The 19,771-nt window shown below is 53.6% G+C and carries 17 protein-coding genes; 9 read left to right on the plus strand and 8 right to left on the minus strand.

The features are described 5' to 3' along the window. Positions 1 to 8 precede the first annotated feature (8 nt). Both FEK43_RS06425 and FEK43_RS06430 read left to right on the plus strand, forming a co-directional pair. Positions 9 to 869 carry a ketose 1,6-bisphosphate aldolase gene (locus FEK43_RS06425; RefSeq protein ID WP_135408669.1) on the plus strand — a complete coding sequence of 287 codons (861 nt, stop codon included), beginning with the start codon at positions 9 to 11 and terminating at the stop codon, positions 867 to 869. Beyond that, positions 866 to 1,867: a carbohydrate kinase family protein gene (locus FEK43_RS06430; RefSeq protein WP_135408667.1), complete on the plus strand. Its 1,002-nt coding sequence runs from the start codon at positions 866 to 868 to the stop codon at positions 1,865 to 1,867. The genes FEK43_RS06425 and FEK43_RS06430 overlap by 4 nt, the downstream gene beginning before the upstream one ends. Here the strand turns inward: FEK43_RS06430 and FEK43_RS06435 are convergent. Next, the gene (locus FEK43_RS06435) at positions 1,864 to 2,571 is read right to left on the minus strand and encodes a response regulator transcription factor (RefSeq protein ID WP_130205859.1); all 708 of its coding nucleotides are present in this window, start codon (positions 2,569 to 2,571) and stop codon (positions 1,864 to 1,866) included. The two genes, FEK43_RS06430 and FEK43_RS06435, sit on opposite strands and share 4 nt — an antisense overlap. Before the next feature lie 290 nt (positions 2,572 to 2,861). Here FEK43_RS06435 and yjcS point away from each other — a divergent pair, with 290 nt between their 5' ends. The 7 genes from yjcS (at position 2,862) to yjcO (ending at position 13,023) form a co-directional block, all read left to right on the plus strand. Next, complete coding sequence (gene yjcS, locus FEK43_RS06440) at positions 2,862 to 4,847, plus strand: alkyl sulfatase YjcS (RefSeq protein ID WP_135408665.1); 1,986 nt, start codon at positions 2,862 to 2,864, stop codon at positions 4,845 to 4,847. A gap of 208 nt (positions 4,848 to 5,055) precedes the next feature. Further along, entirely contained in the window at positions 5,056 to 5,331 is a 276-nt protein-coding gene (locus FEK43_RS06445) for a YtcA family lipoprotein (RefSeq protein WP_135408663.1), read from the plus strand. An 18-nt stretch (positions 5,332 to 5,349) separates the two neighbouring features. Beyond that, positions 5,350 to 6,381 carry a multidrug efflux transporter periplasmic adaptor subunit MdtN gene (gene mdtN, locus FEK43_RS06450; protein WP_135408660.1) on the plus strand — a complete coding sequence of 344 codons (1,032 nt, stop codon included), beginning with the start codon at positions 5,350 to 5,352 and terminating at the stop codon, positions 6,379 to 6,381. Continuing rightward, a complete protein-coding gene (mdtO, locus tag FEK43_RS06455) occupies positions 6,381 to 8,432 on the plus strand; it encodes a multidrug efflux transporter permease subunit MdtO (RefSeq protein WP_135408657.1) in 2,052 nt (683 codons plus the stop codon). Before mdtN ends, mdtO begins: the two co-directional genes overlap by 1 nt. Next, on the plus strand, positions 8,429 to 9,895 hold the full coding sequence (gene mdtP / locus FEK43_RS06460; RefSeq protein WP_135408655.1) for a multidrug efflux transporter outer membrane subunit MdtP: 1,467 nt from the start codon (positions 8,429 to 8,431) through the stop codon (positions 9,893 to 9,895). Before mdtO ends, mdtP begins: the two co-directional genes overlap by 4 nt. A gap of 197 nt (positions 9,896 to 10,092) precedes the next feature. Continuing rightward, the gene (gene fdhF, locus FEK43_RS06465) at positions 10,093 to 12,240 is read left to right on the plus strand and encodes a formate dehydrogenase subunit alpha (RefSeq protein WP_077629246.1); all 2,148 of its coding nucleotides are present in this window, start codon (positions 10,093 to 10,095) and stop codon (positions 12,238 to 12,240) included. Between the two features lie 93 nt (positions 12,241 to 12,333). Then, positions 12,334 to 13,023, plus strand: a complete 690-nt coding sequence (gene yjcO, locus FEK43_RS06470) for a Sel1 family TPR-like repeat protein YjcO (RefSeq protein ID WP_064525643.1) — start codon at positions 12,334 to 12,336, stop codon at positions 13,021 to 13,023. A 191-nt stretch (positions 13,024 to 13,214) separates the two neighbouring features. Here yjcO and gltP read toward each other — a convergent pair whose 3' ends face one another. From gltP to nrfB, 7 genes are all read right to left on the minus strand, one after another. Further along, on the minus strand, positions 13,215 to 14,528 hold the full coding sequence (gltP, locus tag FEK43_RS06475; RefSeq protein ID WP_130205847.1) for a glutamate/aspartate:proton symporter GltP: 1,314 nt from the start codon (positions 14,526 to 14,528) through the stop codon (positions 13,215 to 13,217). 340 nt (positions 14,529 to 14,868) lie between these two features. Next, positions 14,869 to 15,465, minus strand: a complete 597-nt coding sequence (nrfG, locus tag FEK43_RS06480; protein ID WP_135408653.1) for a heme lyase NrfEFG subunit NrfG — start codon at positions 15,463 to 15,465, stop codon at positions 14,869 to 14,871. Then, on the minus strand, positions 15,462 to 15,845 hold the full coding sequence (nrfF, locus tag FEK43_RS06485; RefSeq protein ID WP_130205843.1) for a heme lyase NrfEFG subunit NrfF: 384 nt from the start codon (positions 15,843 to 15,845) through the stop codon (positions 15,462 to 15,464). Before nrfF ends, nrfG begins: the two co-directional genes overlap by 4 nt. Next, complete coding sequence (locus tag FEK43_RS06490) at positions 15,838 to 17,556, minus strand: heme lyase CcmF/NrfE family subunit (protein ID WP_138158467.1); 1,719 nt, start codon at positions 17,554 to 17,556, stop codon at positions 15,838 to 15,840. The genes nrfF and FEK43_RS06490 overlap by 8 nt, the downstream gene beginning before the upstream one ends. A 19-nt stretch (positions 17,557 to 17,575) precedes the next feature. Continuing rightward, on the minus strand, positions 17,576 to 18,532 hold the full coding sequence (gene nrfD, locus FEK43_RS06495; protein ID WP_138158469.1) for a cytochrome c nitrite reductase subunit NrfD: 957 nt from the start codon (positions 18,530 to 18,532) through the stop codon (positions 17,576 to 17,578). Continuing rightward, complete coding sequence (gene nrfC / locus FEK43_RS06500; RefSeq protein WP_000220281.1) at positions 18,529 to 19,200, minus strand: cytochrome c nitrite reductase Fe-S protein; 672 nt, start codon at positions 19,198 to 19,200, stop codon at positions 18,529 to 18,531. Before nrfC ends, nrfD begins: the two co-directional genes overlap by 4 nt. Further along, positions 19,197 to 19,763, minus strand: coding sequence for a cytochrome c nitrite reductase pentaheme subunit (gene nrfB, locus FEK43_RS06505; protein ID WP_135408651.1), 567 nt, complete (start codon positions 19,761 to 19,763; stop codon positions 19,197 to 19,199). The genes nrfC and nrfB overlap by 4 nt, the downstream gene beginning before the upstream one ends. Positions 19,764 to 19,771: the final 8 nt, after the last annotated feature.

Consider the following 19,771-nt stretch of genomic DNA (forward strand, 5'->3'; position numbering starts at 1 on the left):
AGAACGTTATGCCGTTGATTTCTCTCGCTGAAGGGCTGGCTCATGCCCGCGAACATCACTATGCGTTAGGCGCGTTTAATGTGCTGGACTCACACTTTTTACGCGCGCTATTCGCTGCGGCCAGACTGGAACGCTCGCCGTTTATTATCAACATTGCCGAAGTACATTTTAAATATATCTCGCTGGATTCCCTGGTCGAAGCCGTGAAATTTGAAGCGGCGCGCCATGCCATTCCGGTGGTGTTAAATCTCGATCACGGGCTGCATTTTGAATCGGTGGTGCAAGCGTTGCGGCTGGGATTCAGCTCGGTAATGTTTGACGGCTCCACGCTGGAGTATGAAGAAAATGTCCGCCAGACGCGGGAAGTGGTGAAAATGTGCCATGCCGTTGGCGTATCGGTAGAAGCTGAACTGGGCGCGGTAGGTGGCGACGAAGGCGGTGCGCTTTACGGTCATGCCGATGAATCTCTGTTTACCGATCCGCAACTGGCGCGTGATTTTGTCGACCGTACCGGCATTGACGCGCTGGCCGTGGCGATTGGCAATGCACACGGCAAATATCGCGGCGAACCGAAACTCGATTTCCCGCGCCTCGACGCTATCCGCCAGCAGGCGGCTATCCCGCTGGTGTTACACGGCGGCTCAGGGATTAGCGATGCCGATTTCCGCCGCGCCATCGAACGGGGTATCCACAAAATCAATTTCTACACTGGTATGTCGCAAGCGGCGCTGGCAGCCGTTGAGGCCCGAATGGCGCGCCGTCTGCCGATGTATGACGAGTTCGCCGAGTTACTGCTGGCAGTGGAAGCCGCCATCAGCGATACGGTTGCACAACAGATGCGTATTTTCGGCAGTGCGGGGCAAGCATGATGGAACGTAAAGGGATTATCGCCGCAGGCAATATGCTGGTTGACCACGTCCATCAGATTATCCAGTGGCCAGAGCGCGGCTGGCTGGCGGAGATCACCCACAGCGAACGCTCAACCGGAGGCGCGCCGCTTAACGTCCTGCTGACGCTGGCGAAAATGCGCACCGGGATGCCGTTACAGGCGGTCGGGCTAATCGGTCAGGACAGCGACGGCGATTACATCATGGCGATGCTTGAGCAATATCACGTCAATCGCCAGCATGTGCAGCGCACCACCTTTGCCCCGACGTCGATGTCGCAGGTGATGACCGACCCCGGCGGGCAGCGCACCTTTTTCCATTCGCCGGGCGCTAACCGACTGCTTGATCTTCCGGCGTTCGATCAGCTTGATAACAGCATGAAGATTTTCCATCTCGGCTATTTACTGTTGCTCGATAGCCTGGATATGCCGGACGATGTTTACGGTACTCGTAGCGCGCGTCTGCTGGCGCAAATGCGTGATAATGGCTTTGAAACCTCGCTCGACCTTGTCTCCCGCAAGGGCGATCCGCGTTATCAGCCGATGGTGCTGCCCGCGTTGCGCCATCTGGATTATCTGATAATTAACGAACTGGAGGCCGGGGAGTTTAGCGGGCTGGAAATTCGCTTACCCAACGGCGAACCGCATATCGTGCATATTGCTGCCGCCGCGCGTGAACTGTTAGATGCGGGCGTACGCCAGCGAGTGGTGATCCACTGCCCGGAAGGTGCCTGGGGAGAGACACCGGAACAGGGCGGCGTGTGGATCCCTTCGCAAAAGTTAGAGCAACGGGAAATTATCGGCAGCGTCGGCGCGGGCGATGCATTTTGTGCCGGATTTTTATATGGCTGCCATGAACGCTGGACGCTTACCGAGAGCATCAAACTGGCACACGCCTGCGCGCGGGCAAGCCTGTTATGTGCCAATGCTATCGACGGGGCAAAAACGCTGGAAGAACTACAAACAGAATTGTCGGATTAGTGCACGTCGGCAGCGAAGACATACCCCAGACCGCGCAGAGTTTTAATCAACATCGGCTGATGCGGGTTTAGTTCGATTTTGCGGCGTAAGCGCATGATTAATACGTCGATGGTGCGATCAAACACCTCCACGCTATCGCTGTGGGTGAACTCCAGCAACTGCTCGCGGCTCAATACCCGACGAGCGTTTTGCGCCAGGGCCAGTAACAAGCCATATTCGCCCTGGGTCAGCTCGACATGTTGTTGTAGCGGATTGTGCAACTGGCAGCGCGTGGTATCGAGATACCAGCCATTGAATGACAGTCCGGCGTTTTTCTCCTCATTGACCACCAGCGCGCCAACGCGCCGTAGCACCGCTTTTAGTCGCGCGACCACGACCCGTGGGGTAAACGGCTTGCAGATGTAATCATCTGCGCCCATTTCCAGCCCGACCACCACATCAGACTCACTGCCCAGGCCGGTCAGCATCACCACCGGCAGTGCAGGACGCATTTTCTGTAATTGTTGCAATACCCTCAGGCCGTTGGTATCGGGTAGCATCATATCCAGCACTACCAGCGCGATATCAGGATCGCCCTCAACACGTGATATTGCCTCCTGCCCGGTATGGCAGACCGAAACCGTAAAGACATGTTCACTTAACACGTCCTGCAACAGTGCGCAGATAGCCGTGTCATCATCCACCACCAGCACAACAGGTTTCATGGTTATACTCCGAATTATTCACCTGATTAATCATTGTGCGGACTTCTTGCCGAAGTGAAAGAGAAAAGCAATATATATAATAAAAACATAAGTTAGGTCACATTATTGATGACAATAATAAATATGCCGTAATTTTCCCTCTTCAGCACAAATGCCTAATAAAATGGCTCGTTCCGCTCACACTTCCACTTATTAAAGTCGCAAATTCCCAATTATGATAACGCCAGCTTTAAATGACGTATTTTGCATGGATTACATATTTACGACATAAATGATAAATGGAGATTTATATGAATAACTCTCGGTTATTCCGTTTGAGCAGGATTGTTATTGCCTTAACCACCGTCAGCGGCATGATGATAAATACCGCTTACGCAACAGATGAAGCGAAAGGCGCCACTCAATATACCCAGCAGGTTAATCAGAATTACGCCAAATCATTACCGTTTAGCGATCGTCAGGATTTTGACGATGCCCAGCGTGGATTTATCGCCCCGCTGCTGGATGAAGGTATTCTGCGTGATGCGAACGGTAAAGTTTACTACCGCGCGAATGATTACAAATTTGATATTAATGCCGCTGCACCGAAAACCGTAAACCCCAGCCTGTGGCGTCAGTCGCAAATCAACGGTATTTCTGGCCTGTTCAAAGTCACCGATAAAATGTATCAGGTGCGCGGCCAGGATATCTCTAACATTACGTTCGTTGAGGGCGAGAAAGGCATTATTGTTATCGACCCGCTGGTGACGCCACCTGCCGCAAAAGCCGCACTTGACCTTTACTTCCAGCATTGTCCGCAAAAACCGATTGTTGCCGTTATCTACACTCACAGCCACGCCGACCACTATGGTGGCGTGAAAGGTATTATCTCTGAAGCCGATGTGAAATCCGGCAAAGTTCAGGTGATTGCCCCAGCTGGTTTTATGGACGAAGCCATCAGCGAAAACGTGCTGGCGGGGAACATCATGAGCCGCCGTGCGCTCTACTCTTACGGTCTGTTACTGCCTCACAACGCGCAAGGCAACGTAGGCAACGGCCTCGGTGTGACGCTGGCAACGGGCGACCCGAGCATTATTGCACCGACTAAAACTATCGTCAGAACTGGCGAGAAGATGATTATCGACGGCCTGGAGTTTGACTTCCTGATGACCCCAGGCAGCGAAGCGCCAGCCGAAATGCACTTCTATATTCCGGCCCTGAAAGCCCTGTGTACCGCCGAGAACGCCACGCATACCCTGCACAACTTCTACACTTTGCGCGGCGCGAAAACCCGCGACACCAGCAAGTGGACCGAGTATCTGAACGAAACGCTGGATATGTGGGGTAACGACGCGGAAGTACTGTTTATGCCGCACACCTGGCCGGTCTGGGGCAATAAGCATATCAATGATTATATTGGTAAATATCGCGATACTATCAAGTACATTCACGACCAGACCCTGCACTTGGCAAACCAGGGCTACACCATGAATGAAATCGGCGACATGATTAAGCTGCCGCCTGCGCTTGCCAATAACTGGGCCAGCCGCGGCTATTACGGTTCTGTCAGCCACAACGCCCGCGCGGTGTATAACTTCTATCTTGGCTATTACGACGGTAACCCGGCTAACCTGCATCCGTATGGTCAGGTGGAGATGGGTAAACGTTATGTGCAGGCGCTGGGCGGTTCTGCCCGTGTCATCAACCTGGCGAAAGAAGCGAACAAGCAAGGTGATTATCGCTGGTCCGCAGAGTTGCTGAAACAGGTGATCGCCGCCAACCCGGGTGACCAGGTGGCGAAGAATCTGCAAGCGAATAACTTTGAACAGCTGGGCTATCAGGCCGAGTCCGCTACCTGGCGCGGTTTCTACCTGACCGGCGCGAAAGAACTGCGCGAAGGGGTACATAAGTTCAGCCACGGCACCACCGGTTCCCCGGACACCATTCGCGGAATGTCGGTCGAAATGCTGTTCGACTTTATGGCCGTTCGCCTCGATAGCGCGAAAGCCGCGGGTAAAAATATCAGCCTGAACTTCAATATGAGCAACGGCGATAACCTCAACCTGACGCTGAACGATAGCGTGCTTAACTACCGTAAAACACTGCAACCGCAAGCCAACGCCTCTTTCTATATCAGCCGTGAAGATCTGCACGCCGTGCTGACCGGACAAGCCAAAATGGCGGATCTGGTAAAAGCGAAGAAAGCCAAAATTATTGGCAATGGCGCGAAACTGGAAGAAATTATTGCCTGTCTGGATAATTTCGATTTGTGGGTGAATATCGTAACTCCAAATTAATGCCACTCGCTTTTGGGGGCGCTTAAGCCCCCAAAAGTATTTATTTTAAAAATACATACAACCAATTAATACATAAAATATATAAGTTATGAATGCGGTGGCTGAATAAAGCTATTTTTATTCATCGAGAAAATAGCCATACTGACGCCTTCAATGGATATTGATATTCACTACAGATATTGTTCGCAGCAGACAGGATGTATTTAATATGCCAACAGTTCTCTCTCGCATGGCGATGCAACTCAAAAAAACAGCCTGGATAATTCCCGTCTTCATGGTTTCGGGATGTTCATTATCTCCGGCAATCCCGGTGATCGGCGCTTATTATCCCAGCTGGTTTTTCTGCGCTATTGCCAGCCTTATTTTGACGCTCATCACGAGGCGAATGATTCAGCGGACAAATATCAATCTGGCATTTGTCGGAATTATTTATACCGCCCTTTTTGCTCTCTACGCCATGCTGTTCTGGCTGGCATTTTTCTAATCTATTTGAGACGCGCTCATGGAAAGTACGCCGAAAAAAGCTCCTCGCAGTAAATTCCCTGCTCTGTTAGTGGTTGCGCTGGCGCTGGTTGCCCTTGTTTTCGTTATCTGGCGCGTAGACAGTGCGCCATCAACTAATGACGCTTACGCGTCAGCAGATACCATTGATGTGGTGCCGGAAGTCAGCGGTCGCATTGTAGAACTGGCGGTCACCGACAACCAGGCGGTGAAACAGGGTGATTTGCTGTTCCGCATCGACCCGCGCCCGTACGAAGCCAATCTGGCGAAAGCTGAAGCCTCCCTCGCGGCGCTGGATAAGCAAATTATGCTCACCCAGCGTAGCGTTGACGCGCAACAGTTTGGTGCCGACTCGGTTAATGCCACGGTAGAAAAAGCCCGTGCCGCTGCAAAACAGGCCAGCGATACATTACGCCGCACCGAGCCATTACTGAAAGAAGGTTTTGTCTCAGCGGAAGACGTTGACCGTGCAAGAACTGCGCAGCGCGCCGCAGAAGCGGATCTTAATGCCGTATTGTTGCAGGCGCAGTCAGCCGCCAGCGCCGTCAGCGGCGTCGATGCATTAGTTGCCCAGCGTGCGGCAGTCGAAGCGGATATCGCGCTGACGAAACTGCATCTGGAAATGGCAACCGTTCGCGCGCCGTTTGATGGCCGGGTCATTTCCCTCAAAACCTCCGTCGGGCAATTTGCTTCTGCCATGCGCCCTATCTTCACGCTAATCGACACTCGTCACTGGTACGTTATCGCCAACTTCCGCGAAACCGATCTGAAAAATATTCGCTCAGGTACACCCGCAACGATTCGCCTGATGAGCGACAGCGGCAAAGCCTTCGAGGGTAAAGTGGATTCGATTGGCTACGGCGTGCTACCGGATGACGGCGGCCTGGTGCTGGGCGGCCTGCCGAAAGTGTCTCGGTCTATTAACTGGGTCCGCGTCGCCCAGCGTTTTCCGGTCAAAATCATGGTTGATAAACCTGATCCGGAAATGTTCCGCATCGGTGCTTCGGCAGTCGCTAATCTTGAGCCGCAATAATGAGCGCGCTCAACTCCCTGCCATTACCGGTGGTCAGGCTGCTGGCGTTCTTTCATGAAGAGTTAAGCGAGCGGCGACCAGGCCGCGTGCCGCAGACCGTGCAACTCTGGGTAGGCTGCCTGCTGGTGATTCTGATCTCGATGACCTTTGAGATCCCTTTTGTGGCGTTATCGCTGGCAGTGCTGTTTTACGGTATTCAGTCGAACGCGTTTTACACCAAATTTGTGGCGATCTTGTTTGTGGTCGCCACTGTGCTGGAGATCGCCAGCCTGTTTTTGATCTACAAATGGTCATACGGCGAACCGTTGATCCGATTGATCATCGCCGGACCGATCCTGATGGGCTGCATGTTTTTGATGCGCACCCATCGGCTGGGGCTGGTCTTTTTCGCCGTCGCCATTGTCGCTATTTACGGGCAAACCTTCCCCGCCATGCTCGACTATCCGGAAGTGGTCGTGCGCTTAACGCTGTGGTGTATCGTTGTTGGCCTCTATCCAACCTTGCTGATGACGTTAATCGGCGTGCTGTGGTTTCCCAGTCGTGCCATTACGCAAATGCATCAGGCGCTTAATGATCGGCTTGATGATGCCATTGGTCACCTGACGGACAGCCTCGCACCGCTACCCGAAACGCGGATTGAAAGAGAGGCGCTGGCGCTGCAAAAACTCAATGTCTTTTGTCTCGCGGACGATGCCAACTGGCGAACTCAAAGCGCATGGTGGCAAAGCTGCGTGGCAACGGTAACCTACATTTACTCGACGCTGAATCGCTACGATCCCACCTCTTTTGCTGATTCTCAGGCAATCATTGAATTTCGGCAAAAATTAGCCTCAGAAATCAACAAGCTGCGACATGCCATTGCCAAAGGTCAGTGCTGGCAAAGCGACTGGCGACTTAGTGAAGATGAAGCGATGGCGGCACGGGAATGTAACCTGGAGAATATCTGCCAGACGTTATTGCAACTGGGTCAGATGGACCCGAATACGCCGCCAACGCCCGCAGCCAAACCGCCGTCAATGGTCGCCGATGCTTTTACCAATCCAGACTATATGCGCTACGCGGTAAAAACGCTGCTCGCCTGTTTGATCTGTTACACCTTCTACAGCGGCGTGGACTGGGAAGGCATTCACACCTGTATGCTGACCTGCGTGATCGTCGCTAATCCAAATGTCGGTTCGTCGTACCAGAAGATGGTGCTGCGTTTTGGCGGGGCTTTTTGCGGCGCGATTCTGGCGCTGTTATTTACACTACTGGTCATGCCCTGGCTGGACAATATTGTCGAATTGCTGTTTGTGCTGGCACCGATTTTCCTGTTGGGCGCATGGATTGCCACCAGCTCCGAACGTTCTTCTTATATCGGCACACAGATGGTGGTCACCTTCGCGCTCGCCACGCTCGAAAACGTTTTTGGCCCGGTGTACGACCTGGTGGAAATTCGCGATCGCGCCCTGGGTATCATCATTGGTACCGTGGTGTCCGCGGTGATTTACACCTTTGTCTGGCCCGAAAGTGAAGCACGCACGCTGCCGCAAAAACTGGCTGGTGCGCTGGGTATGTTAAGTAAGGTAATGCGGATCCCACGCCAGCAGGAAGCCACGGCTCTGCGCACTTATCTGCAAATTCGCATAGGTCTGCATGCGGCGTTTAATGCCTGTGAAGAGATGTGCCAACGCGTGGCGCTGGAGCGTCAACTGGACAGCGAAGAACGCGCATTACTGATTGAACGTTCGCAAACGGTTATTCGTCAGGGACGCGACATTCTTCACGCCTGGGATGCGACCTGGAACTCGGCGCAGGCGCTGGATAACGCACTACAGCCGGACAGAGCAGGCCAGTTTGCCGACGCACTGGAGAAATACGCCGCCGGTCTGGCAACTGCACTCAGCCGTTCTCCTCAAATAACGCTTGAAGAAACACCCGCCTCGCAGGCCATCCTGCCCACCTTATTAAAACAGGAGCAACACGTCTGCCAGCTTTTCGCCCGCTTGCCCGACTGGACAGCCCCGGCATTAACGCCCGCCACGGAACAGGCACAAGGAGCCACACAATGATCAATCGTCAACTTTCACGTCTGCTGTTGTGCAGCATTCTCGGCAGCACGACGCTGATTTCCGGCTGTGCCCTGGTACGCAAGGATTCTGCGCCTCATCAACAGCTCAAACCGGAACAAATCAAACTTGCCGATGATATTCATCTGGCCAGTTCCGGCTGGCCGCAGGCGCAGTGGTGGAAACAATTTAACGACCCGCAACTGGATACCCTGATCCAGCACACGTTGCAAGGTTCACACACGCTTGCCGAAGCGAAACTGCGGGAAGAAAAAGCGCAATCACAGGCCGACCTGTTAGATGCCGGTTCACAATTGCAGGTGGCGGCGATAGGGATGCTCAACCGCCAACGCGTCTCGGCGAACGGTTTTTTAAGCCCTTATTCAATGGATGCGCCAGCACTGGGTATGGACGGGCCGTACTATACGGAAGCCACAGTAGGTTTGTTTGCCGGACTGGATCTTGATTTGTGGGGTGTGCATCGCTCGGCGGTTGCCGCCGCCATTGGCGCGCATAATGCCGCGCTGGCAGAAACCGCAGCAGTAGAGCTATCGCTGACCACTGGCGTAGCGCAGCTTTATTACAGCATGCAGGCCAGCTACCAGATGCTTGATCTGTTAGAGCAAACTCGCGATGTGATTGATTACGCGGTGAGAGCGCACCAGAGCAAAGTGGCGCACGGTCTGGAAGCGCAAGTGCCTTTCCACGGCGCGCGGGCGCAGATTCTGGCCGTCGATAAACAAATTGCTGCCGTCAAAGGGCAAATCACCGAAACGCGAGAATCTCTGCGTGCATTGATTGGCGCGGGAGCCAGCGATATGCCGGAAATCAAGTCGGTGGCATTACCGCAAGTACAGACCGGTATTCCGGCGACACTCTCTTATGAGTTGCTCGCCAGGCGCCCGGATCTGCAAGCCATGCGTTGGTATGTTCAGGCGTCATTAGATCAGGTAGATTCCGCGCGGGCGTTGTTCTATCCGAGCTTTGATATCAAAGCGTTTTTCGGTCTGGACTCCATCCACCTGGATACCTTATTCAAAAAAACCAGTCGCCAGTTCAACTTCATCCCGGGTCTGAAATTGCCGCTGTTTGACGGTGGACGGTTGAATGCCAATCTCGAAGGCACTCGCGCCGCCAGCAACATGATGATTGAACGTTACAACCAGTCAGTACTGAACGCGGTGCGCGACGTTGCAGTCAATGGCACACGTCTGCAAACGCTCAACGACGAGCGGGAGATGCAGGCAGAACGCGTAGAAGCAACCCGCTTCACCCAGCGTGCCGCCGACGCCGCCTACCAACGCGGTCTAACCAGCCGTTTACTGGCCACCGAAGCTCAGTTGCCGGTGCTTTCCGAAGAGATGTCATTACTGATGCTGGACAGCCGCCGTGTGATTCAAAGTATTCAGTTGATGAAATCGCTGGGCGGCGGGTATCAGGCGGCTCCCGTCGTTGAGAAAAAATAAAATGTCTGCCGCGTGATGGCTGTCACGCGGTATTTCGTTTCGTCACGTCAAAACTGACGACAGCCTGTTTTTCGTCAGAGTTTTGAATAAATAGTGCCCGTAATATCAGGGAATAGCCTCAAATAAAATGTGGCATAAAAGATGCATACTGTGGTCGAGAGCGCGTATGCGTGATTTGATTAACTGGAGCGAGACTGATGAAAAAAGTCGTCACGGTTTGCCCATATTGCGCATCAGGTTGCAAAATCAACCTGGTCGTCGATAACGGCAAAATCGTCCGGGCGGAGGCAGCACAGGGGAAAACCAACCAGGGTACTCTGTGTCTGAAGGGTTATTATGGCTGGGATTTTATTAACGATACCCAGATCCTGACCCCGCGCCTGAAAACCCCCATGATCCGTCGCCAGCGTGGCGGCAAACTCGAACCTGTTTCCTGGGATGAGGCACTGAATTACGTTGCCGAGCGCCTGAGCGCCATCAAAGAGAAGTACGGTCCGGATGCCATCCAGACGACAGGCTCCTCGCGTGGTACGGGTAACGAAACCAACTATGTAATGCAAAAATTTGCGCGCGCCGTTATTGGTACCAATAACGTTGACTGCTGCGCTCGCGTCTGACACGGCCCATCGGTTGCAGGTCTGCACCAATCGGTCGGTAACGGCGCAATGAGCAATGCCATTAACGAAATTGATAATACCGATTTAGTGTTCGTTTTCGGGTACAACCCGGCGGATTCCCACCCTATCGTGGCGAATCACGTGATTAACGCTAAACGTAACGGGGCGAAAATTATCGTCTGCGATCCGCGCAAAATTGAAACCGCGCGCATTGCTGACATGCACATCGCACTGAAAAACGGCTCGAACATCGCGCTGTTGAATGCGATGGGCCATGTCATTATTGAAGAAAATCTGTACGACAAAGCGTTTGTCGCTTCTCGCACAGAGGGCTTTGAAGAGTATCGTAAAATCGTTGAAGGCTACACGCCGGAGTCGGTTGAAGATATCACCGGCGTTAGCGCCAGTGAGATTCGTCAGGCGGCGCGGATGTATGCCCAGGCGGAAAGCGCATCTATTCTGTGGGGCATGGGTGTGACCCAGTTCTATCAGGGCGTGGAAACCGTCCGTTCTCTGACCAGCCTCGCGATGCTGACCGGTAACCTCGGTAAGCCGCATGCGGGTGTTAACCCGGTTCGTGGTCAGAACAACGTGCAGGGCGCCTGTGATATGGGCGCGCTGCCGGATACGTATCCGGGATACCAGTACGTGAAAGATCCGGCTAACCGCGAGAAATTCGCCAAAGCCTGGGGCGTAGAAAGCCTGCCTGCTCATACCGGCTATCGCATCAGCGAGCTGCCGCACCGCGCAGCGCATGGCGAAGTGCGTGCCGCGTACATTATGGGCGAAGATCCGCTGCAAACGGATGCGGAACTGTCGGCAGTCCGTAAAGCCTTTGAAGATCTGGAACTGGTCATCGTTCAGGACATCTTTATGACCAAAACCGCGTCGGCGGCGGATGTCATTTTACCGTCAACGTCGTGGGGCGAGCATGAAGGTGTCTATACTGCGGCTGACCGTGGCTTCCAGCGTTTCTTCAAGGCGGTTGAACCGAAGTGGGATCTGAAAACGGACTGGCAGATTATCAGTGAAATCGCCACCCGTATGGGTTATCCGATGCACTACAACAACACCCAGGAGATCTGGGACGAGTTGCGTCATCTGTGCCCGGATTTCTACGGTGCAACTTACGAGAAAATGGGCGAACTGGGCTTCATCCAGTGGCCTTGCCGCGATACGTCAGATGCCGATCAGGGGACTTCTTATCTGTTTAAAGAGAAGTTTGATACCCCGAACGGTCTGGCGCAGTTCTTCACCTGCGACTGGGTAGCGCCAATCGACAAACTCACCGACGAGTACCCGATGGTACTGTCAACGGTGCGTGAAGTTGGCCACTACTCTTGCCGTTCGATGACCGGTAACTGTGCGGCACTGGCAGCGCTGGCTGATGAACCTGGCTACGCACAAATCAATACCGAAGACGCCAAACGTCTGGGTATTGAAGATGAGGCATTGGTTTGGGTGCACTCGCGTAAAGGCAAAATTATCACCCGTGCGCAGGTCAGCGATCGTCCTAACAAAGGGGCGATTTACATGACCTACCAGTGGTGGATTGGCGCCTGTAACGAGCTGGTTACCGAGAACTTAAGCCCGATTACCAAAACGCCGGAATACAAATACTGCGCCGTGCGCGTCGAGCCGATCGCCGATCAGCGCGCCGCCGAGCAGTACGTGATTGACGAGTACAACAAGTTGAAAACTCGCCTGCGCGAAGCGGCACTGGCGTAAATAAGTCCCTTCTACAGCCTCCTCTGGGAGGCTGTTTTTTTATCCATTCGAACTCTTTATACTGGATACACCCTACCCAATCGTATTATCAAAATGAAAAAAATTATCGCATTGATGTTGTTTTTGACATTCTTTGCCCACGCGAATGACTCTGAGCCTGGCAGCCAGTATGTAAAGGCGGCAGAGGCCGGAGACAGACGCGCACAATATTTTCTTGCCGACAGCTGGTTTAGCTCCGGCGATTTGAGCAAAGCCGAATATTGGGCACAGAAAGCCGCCGACAGTGGTGATGCCGATGCCTGCGCGCTGTTGGCGCAGATTAAAATCACCAATCCGGTCAGTCTGGACTATCCACAAGCAAAAATTCTCGCCGAAAAAGCAGCGCAAGCGGGCAGTAAAGAAGGTGAAGTGACGCTGGCACATATTCTGGTGAATACTCAGGCAGGTAAACCGGATTATCCGAAGGCGATTTCGCTGTTAGAAAACGCCTCGGAAGATCTGGAGAACGACTCCGCCGTCGATGCCCAGATGCTGCTTGGTTTGATTTACGCCAACGGCATAGGCATTAAGGCCGATGATGAGAAAGCGACCTGGTATTTCAAGCGTAGCTCTGCGATTTCCCGTACCGGTTATTCCGAGTACTGGGCAGGAATGATGTTCTTAAACGGTGAAGAAGGTTTTATCGAGAAGAACAAACAGAAGGCGCTGCACTGGTTAAACCTGAGCTGTATGGAAGGGTTTGATACCGGGTGTGAAGAGTTTGAAAAATTAACCAATGGTTAAGGTAGCCCTGATAAGACGCGGTAAGCGTCGCATCAGGCATTGATGTCGGATGCGGCGTAAACGCCTTATCCGACCTACAAAATCACGCTAAATCAGGATATTACGCTGTCTGGCGTAGGCCTGATAAGACGCGCTAAGCGTCGCATCAGGCATCCATACATTGTCGGGAGGATGTCCCCGGCAATCTTCAATTACTGATCCGCAGTCTTATCAAATTTGCCCAGCACTTCACGCTCGTAGGCCATCGCTTTTTTGTGGTCAAATTTGTGTTCCCACTTGGCAATCACCAACACCGCCAGCGCATTACCCACTACGTTCAGCGCGGTACGTGCCATGTCGAGGATACGGTCAACACCAGCAATAAACGCCAGACCTTCCAGCGGAATACCTACGCTGCCCAGCGTCGCCAGCAGCACCACAAACGACACGCCCGGCACGCCAGCAATCCCTTTCGAGGTCACCATCAGCGTCAGCACCAGAATAATTTCCTGCCAGATGGACAGGTCAATGCCATACAACTGCGCGATGAAGATAGCCGCAATACTTTGATACAGCGTCGAACCATCGAGGTTAAAAGAGTAACCGGTCGGCACCACGAAACTGGTGATCGATGCCGGGGCGCCGTAGGCTTCCATCTTCTCAATAATTCGCGGCAGTACGCTTTCTGAGCTGGCAGTGGAGTACGCCAGAATCAACTCATCTTTCAGAATACGAATCAAGATCCAGACACTTAACCCGCACAGGCGCGCCACAATTCCCAACACCGCCAGCGCGAAGAACAGAATGGCGAAATGCACCAGCAGCACCAGTTTCGCCAGTGGCCACAGAGAAGAGAAACCAAAGTTAGCCACTGTCACCGCAATCAGCGCGAACACCCCCACTGGGGCATAGCGCATCACCATGTGCGTCACTTTAAACATGGTTTCAGAGATGGAGCGGAACACAGTCACCAGCGGTTCGCGATGCGCCGCGGGCAGGGAGGAAAGCCCCAGACCAAACAGCACCGAGAAGAAGATGATTGGCAGCATTTCGCCTTTCGCCATCGATGCCACAATGTTCGTCGGCACCAGCGACAAAATCGTCCCCATAATACCGTGAGAACTGCTTTGTACCGCTTCCGTGGTGCTCTGATATTTCGAGATATCGACAGTCGCCAGCTGTGACATATCGACCCCTGCTCCAGGCTGGAAGACGTTCGCCAGGGTGATCCCCAGGATGATGGCGACAGTGGTGATCGCCTCAAAGTAGATAATGGTTTTCGCGCCAATTCGCCCAAGCTGCTTGGCATCGCCGACACCCGCGATACCGACCACCAGCGTGGAAATCACGATCGGCACAACGATCATTTTAATCAGGTGGATAAAGATATCACCTGCCGGGGAGAGAAAATTAACGACTAACCAGTCACGGCTGTCGCTGTGATAATGCAGGTAACTTCCCAGGAGAATGCCCAGCACCATAGCAATGAGTATCTGCCAGGCAAGGCTGATTTTTATATTTTTCATACGATTGACTTCCTCAGTGGAACGCCGTTCCCCGTTCAAAAACGCAAGAACGTTATAAACTGCAGGGTATGGATTGTGTTGCGTTGGTTTGTGGATTTTTTTAACGCTTATGATCAGTATCATTTGCGCGGTATGTCGCGCAACCCTTTAACAACAGAGCTTTTCGCTGCATTAATGCATAATAACGCGACTTTATGGCAAAATTAATGAATAACTATTTGTTATGAAAAGATTTTTATTTGTTTAATTTGCAATAATACTGATTGGTGATTATTTTTTGCATGTGTTCATTCGATTATTTTTTACACATCTCAATAACATAATCTTCAACACTGAATGATTAATCCGCTCGCCGCTGCAGCAGTTTTGCCATATTAATCGACTCAACCAGCTGTGTTCGGTTAACTCGTGGTGAGTTTAGATCCATCACTTTTTGCCATAGTTCGATGGCTTGCGCGTAATTCGCCTGCATAAACGCATCTGAAGCCAGCAGCATCAGGGCGGTGATTTCATTACTGTCCAGCGCGAGGGCTTTGTCGATCATTGCGCGAGTCTGGGCGGTCATATGCTGGCTGGCCTGGTAATAAAGCACCGTCGCCAGCGCCGCATACAGTTCAGCGTTCTCACCACGTAGTTGCAACGCCTGACGGTACGCCAGCAGCGAATTGCTGTAATCGTTTTGCCACAGATAGTACTCGCCCAGCAACGCCCACTGTTCACTGTTTTGTGGATTGGCGCGGATTTTATCCTGCAATGCCTGAAGCTGCGCTTCCGGGGTTTGCTGGCTGGCAAACTGATGTAGCGGATCGCGCTGACGCTGATACTCCGCACGCACCGCCTGCCATTTCGGGCTTAACAGATAACTGCCGACACAGAGAAATACCATCAAAATCGTGAGTGTTGTCAGCATTTTCACCGGTATTTGAGGCTGTTTCATCGCTTCGCCCTTACTCGCCAGAGGATCAGTGCCATCAGCAGTAACAACACCACTGGCAGCGCCCACAACACCAGCGTCTGACCCGTTAACGGTGGGTTATAGCGAACAAAATCTCCGTAGCGTTCGGTCATCCAGCCAATGATTTCGACTTCACTTTTCCCCTCCTCCACCATGCTGTAAACCTGATGGCGCATACTGACTGCAACCGGCGCATTGGATTCCAGTAAGTTCTGATTCTGGCACTGCGGACAACGTAACTGGCTGGCAATATTTAACGCCTGTTGCTGTTGTTGCGGATTGGCGAATTGCCAGGTGTCTACGACCTGAGCGTGCGCAAAACAGGTAAATAGCAGCAGCAAAGTGAGAAGCCCTTTATTCATCGCGCTTCCTCCCCCGCCATCCGCTTAACAATGCGCCCGCAATCATCAACAATCCTCCCCCCCAGATCCAGCGCACACCGCTTTGTACATACAAACGAAAAGCGTAACGATCAGCTCCGGTTTTCTCGCCCATGACCGCATACCAATCATGGATGCCGTTCCAGCGAATTGACGGCTCCATCATTTGCTGACGGCGTGCTTCATAGAAACGCCGCTCCGGCGTTAATTCACCAATACGTTGCTGATGGTCAAACAGTGCCACTATCGCTTTTTCGCTGGTGTAATTGCCTTTGGCTTGCAGATCGAGGCGCTCAAACCGGAAGGTGTATCCTGCCAGTTTTACCTGCTGCCCCGGCTGTAAATTCAGGCTGATCTCCTGACGGCTGACGCTGGAAACCACGATCCCCGCGGCAAATAACAGCACGCCCGCATGCGCCAGCAGCGCCGGAAGCTGCGCGCGTTTGCCAGAGACAAACGTCGCCAGCACAATCACCACCAGCATCAACAGACCAAACGGTAACGTCGCGCGGTTAAAATACGGTGCGCCAACGGAGAGGCGTCCCCAGCCCAGCAAGCCGTAAATCATCGGATAAAGCGTTCCCACCAGCACGATCAGTAGCACCGCGCAAAACAGCAACAGCGTAGCGAGGATTAACATTTCTCGCGATAACCCTGAAAAACGCACCGCCGGGCCACCGTCCCGCGCTCGCCAGCCATACAGAGCCAGAGACGCAAGGCTAATCAGCGCAAACAGGCTGAACAACGGCACGGCGCGGACGTTATCCAGCGCGAACGCATGAACCGAAACCAGAATGCCAGAACGGACAATCAACGTCCCCAGCAGCGACAGCATCAGAGTAACGATCGCCAGCAGCAGCGACCAGTGGCGGAAAAGCCCCCGCTGGCGTGTCAGGGATAAACTGTGCAGCAGCGCAGTGGCAGAAAGCCAGGGTAATAAAGAGGCGTTTTCCACCGGATCCCAGAACCACCAGCCGCCCCAGCCGAGTTCGCAATAGGCCCACCAGGAACCGAGGATGATCCCCGCCGTTAATGCGCTCCAGCCAGGTAACGCCCAGCGCCAACAAATTCGGGCGCTGGCCGCATCAAACTCGCCGCGCAGTAAACTCGCCAGCGCCACGCTCGCCGCCACCATCAAACCGCCATAGCCAAGGTAAAGCAGCGGTGGATGAAAGATAAGACCGGGATGTTGCAGCATCGGATTGAGATCGCGGCCTTCGATTGCTGGGGGGAATATCCGCACAAAGGGATCGGACCACAGCACCACAAACAGTAGCAGTGCGGCGATCATGAGAGATAAAACGGCTAGCGTCAGCGGAAATAGCGGATCGGTTTGCTGCCGATAATGCCAGGCAAACAGCGCGCTCCAGGCGGAAAGCAACAATACCCAAAGTAGCAACGAACCTTCATGACCGCCCCACACCGCCGCCAGTTTGAGTTCCCACGACAGCAGGCTGTAGCTATGTTGTGCGACATAAATGACCGAGAAATCGCTGATGAGAAAACAATACGTCAGTACGCCAAAGGCGAGCAGCAGGAGTGTGAACTGCGCCAGAATGCCAATGCTGGTGAGCCGCATCATGGCAGGCCAGCGCAACCGCACTCCCACGAAGCTCATCAACGGGGTCAAAACATTGACCCCGAGACTTAACAACAACGCCAGAAAACCGACTTCAGGAAGTAATACGTCCAGAAACCACCTCTTTTCTGGCTTACGCCACCGTCAACTGTCCGGCGTAGAGAATGAAAAAGCGCAGCATCAACACGCCGACCAGGCTGGCCCCACACGCCGCCAGCACGGCAGGAATGCCGGAACTGCGATTGACCCACGGTTTGAGCAACATTGGCACAATCAGCCCCAGCCCAGCGACACCAAGCCAGAACCACCACGTCCAGAAACCGCCGCCCAATGCCGCCACCAGCGCACGCACTTTACCGTCATCGCCCAACGCCAGACCGACAAAAAACGCCACCAGCAGGAAAATTTCACCCCATACCACAGGGATTTCCATCCGGTGAACAAAGTGCGCTTCCGTGGAATGCGGGTTACTGCGTTGGCGTATCGCCATGGCGATCAGCGCCACCGCCGCACCGGACGAGATGCCGGAGAAGAGGAACAGCACAGGCAGGATCGGGTTATTGAGGAACGGATACGATTTCAGCGCCGACAGCAGAAAACCGGTATAAGCCCCCAGCAGCACCGCCAGCACCAGCATCAACGTTTCCAGTCCGCGATGAACGGGCGTCAGCAGGCTCAAGGCCTTTTGCACGCTCCCCAACTTCGGCAACCAGCGTTGTTGCAGGGCAAGTAAATCGTGTTCAAAGATTTTCGCCAGCCACAGCACCAGCACCACCATGTAGAGCTGAAACAGCATCACCCCCATCGACATCACCGAGGTAAAACTGTAGTGGAACATCAGCTTCCAGAAGGTCCACGGACGCGTCAGATGAAAGACGAGGATCAGCAGGCCGAGGATCACCGCGCCAGGCCCGACAATCAGCGTGGTGCGCAGCAACGTACTGTCTGCACCACCCGCCTGCGGGTAGAAGCGACGCAGCAACACCGCCAGCGTCACCAGTCCGGCAGAGATCCCCACCAAAAACAGATAGATGGCAATCGGCCAGTCCCACACCAGCGATTCAAAATGAAATGCGGAAGCCTGAGTCATTGGCTCACCTCCCCGTATTTAAACGGCACGCGGTACAGCTTCGGTTTGGTTCCCAGCGCCAGCTTGTAGCGGTAAGTGGGCTTCTGGCGCAGCAGTTGTGAAATCTCACTGTTGGGATCGTCCAGATTGCCAAACGTCAGCGCCTTCGTCGGGCAAGCTTCAACGCACGCGGGTAACTTACCGGCCTGCAAATTAGTCTTGCGGCAGAAATCGCATTTGTCCGCTGTCTTCGTGACCGGATGGATAAAGCGCACGCGGTACGGACAGGCGGCGATGCAGTACTGACAACCGACGCAGAGATCCGGATTAACATCGACAATCCCACTGGCGGCATCGCGAAAAGAGGCACCCGTTGGGCAGACGTCAACGCACGGCGCATGATCGCAGTGCTGGCAAGACTTACGGAAGAAGCGATATTTCACATCAGGAAATTCGCCCTGCGGCTCGCTACGAATAATCGTCAGGCGCGAGACACCTTCCGGCACCTTGTTCACTTCCCGACAAGCATCCATACAGGCGGTACAGCCGATACATAACGACTCGTCATGCACCATGCCGTAACGCACCCCATTGATATTCAACGTTTTCGCCACCACGCGCCCCGCGGTGCCGCTAACGGCTGCCAGCACACCGACGCCGGTGAGAAACTGGCGACGTGACCAGGTCATGGCTGCTCCTTAAGCAACGGAACAGACGCCGGGTTAAAGTTCGGATTGGTGCGCTGATCGCTGTGGCAATCGACGCAAATCTTGATCCGTCCTTTGTCACTTAACGTCTGCATCGTATCTTGCTGTGGATGCAGGGAATGGCAGCTGGCGCACGCCACTTTGGTTACGTGAACATCGTGCGGCCAGAACGCTTTTTGCAACTGTTCCGGTAGATGGCAGGACATACAGACGCTGTTCTGCTCTCCAACCTTGTACATCGGCTCGTTAAAGCGCATCACATCTTTCACCCCTTCGCGGTGTTGCGGTAATGGCTGGCCGTGACAGTTGGTGCAAGTGACCGGCAGTTTGTTATTCGGGTTGATAACGGAAGCATGTTTGCCATGCATACCTTCGGTATCTGGTTTATGACAGTCCAGACAGGCGGCATCCGGGTTACGCTGCTGGGTAACTTCGTAGCGATCGCCAGATGCCTGCGCCGCAGGGGTAGCGGTAATTCCGTTCAGGCTCCACAACAGGCCCGACACCAGCACCCCAGCAGTTAATAACGAACGTAATACGCTCATATTCACTC

The organism is Escherichia sp. E2562 (genome assembly GCF_005781075.1).
Lineage (GTDB): Bacteria > Pseudomonadota > Gammaproteobacteria > Enterobacterales > Enterobacteriaceae > Escherichia.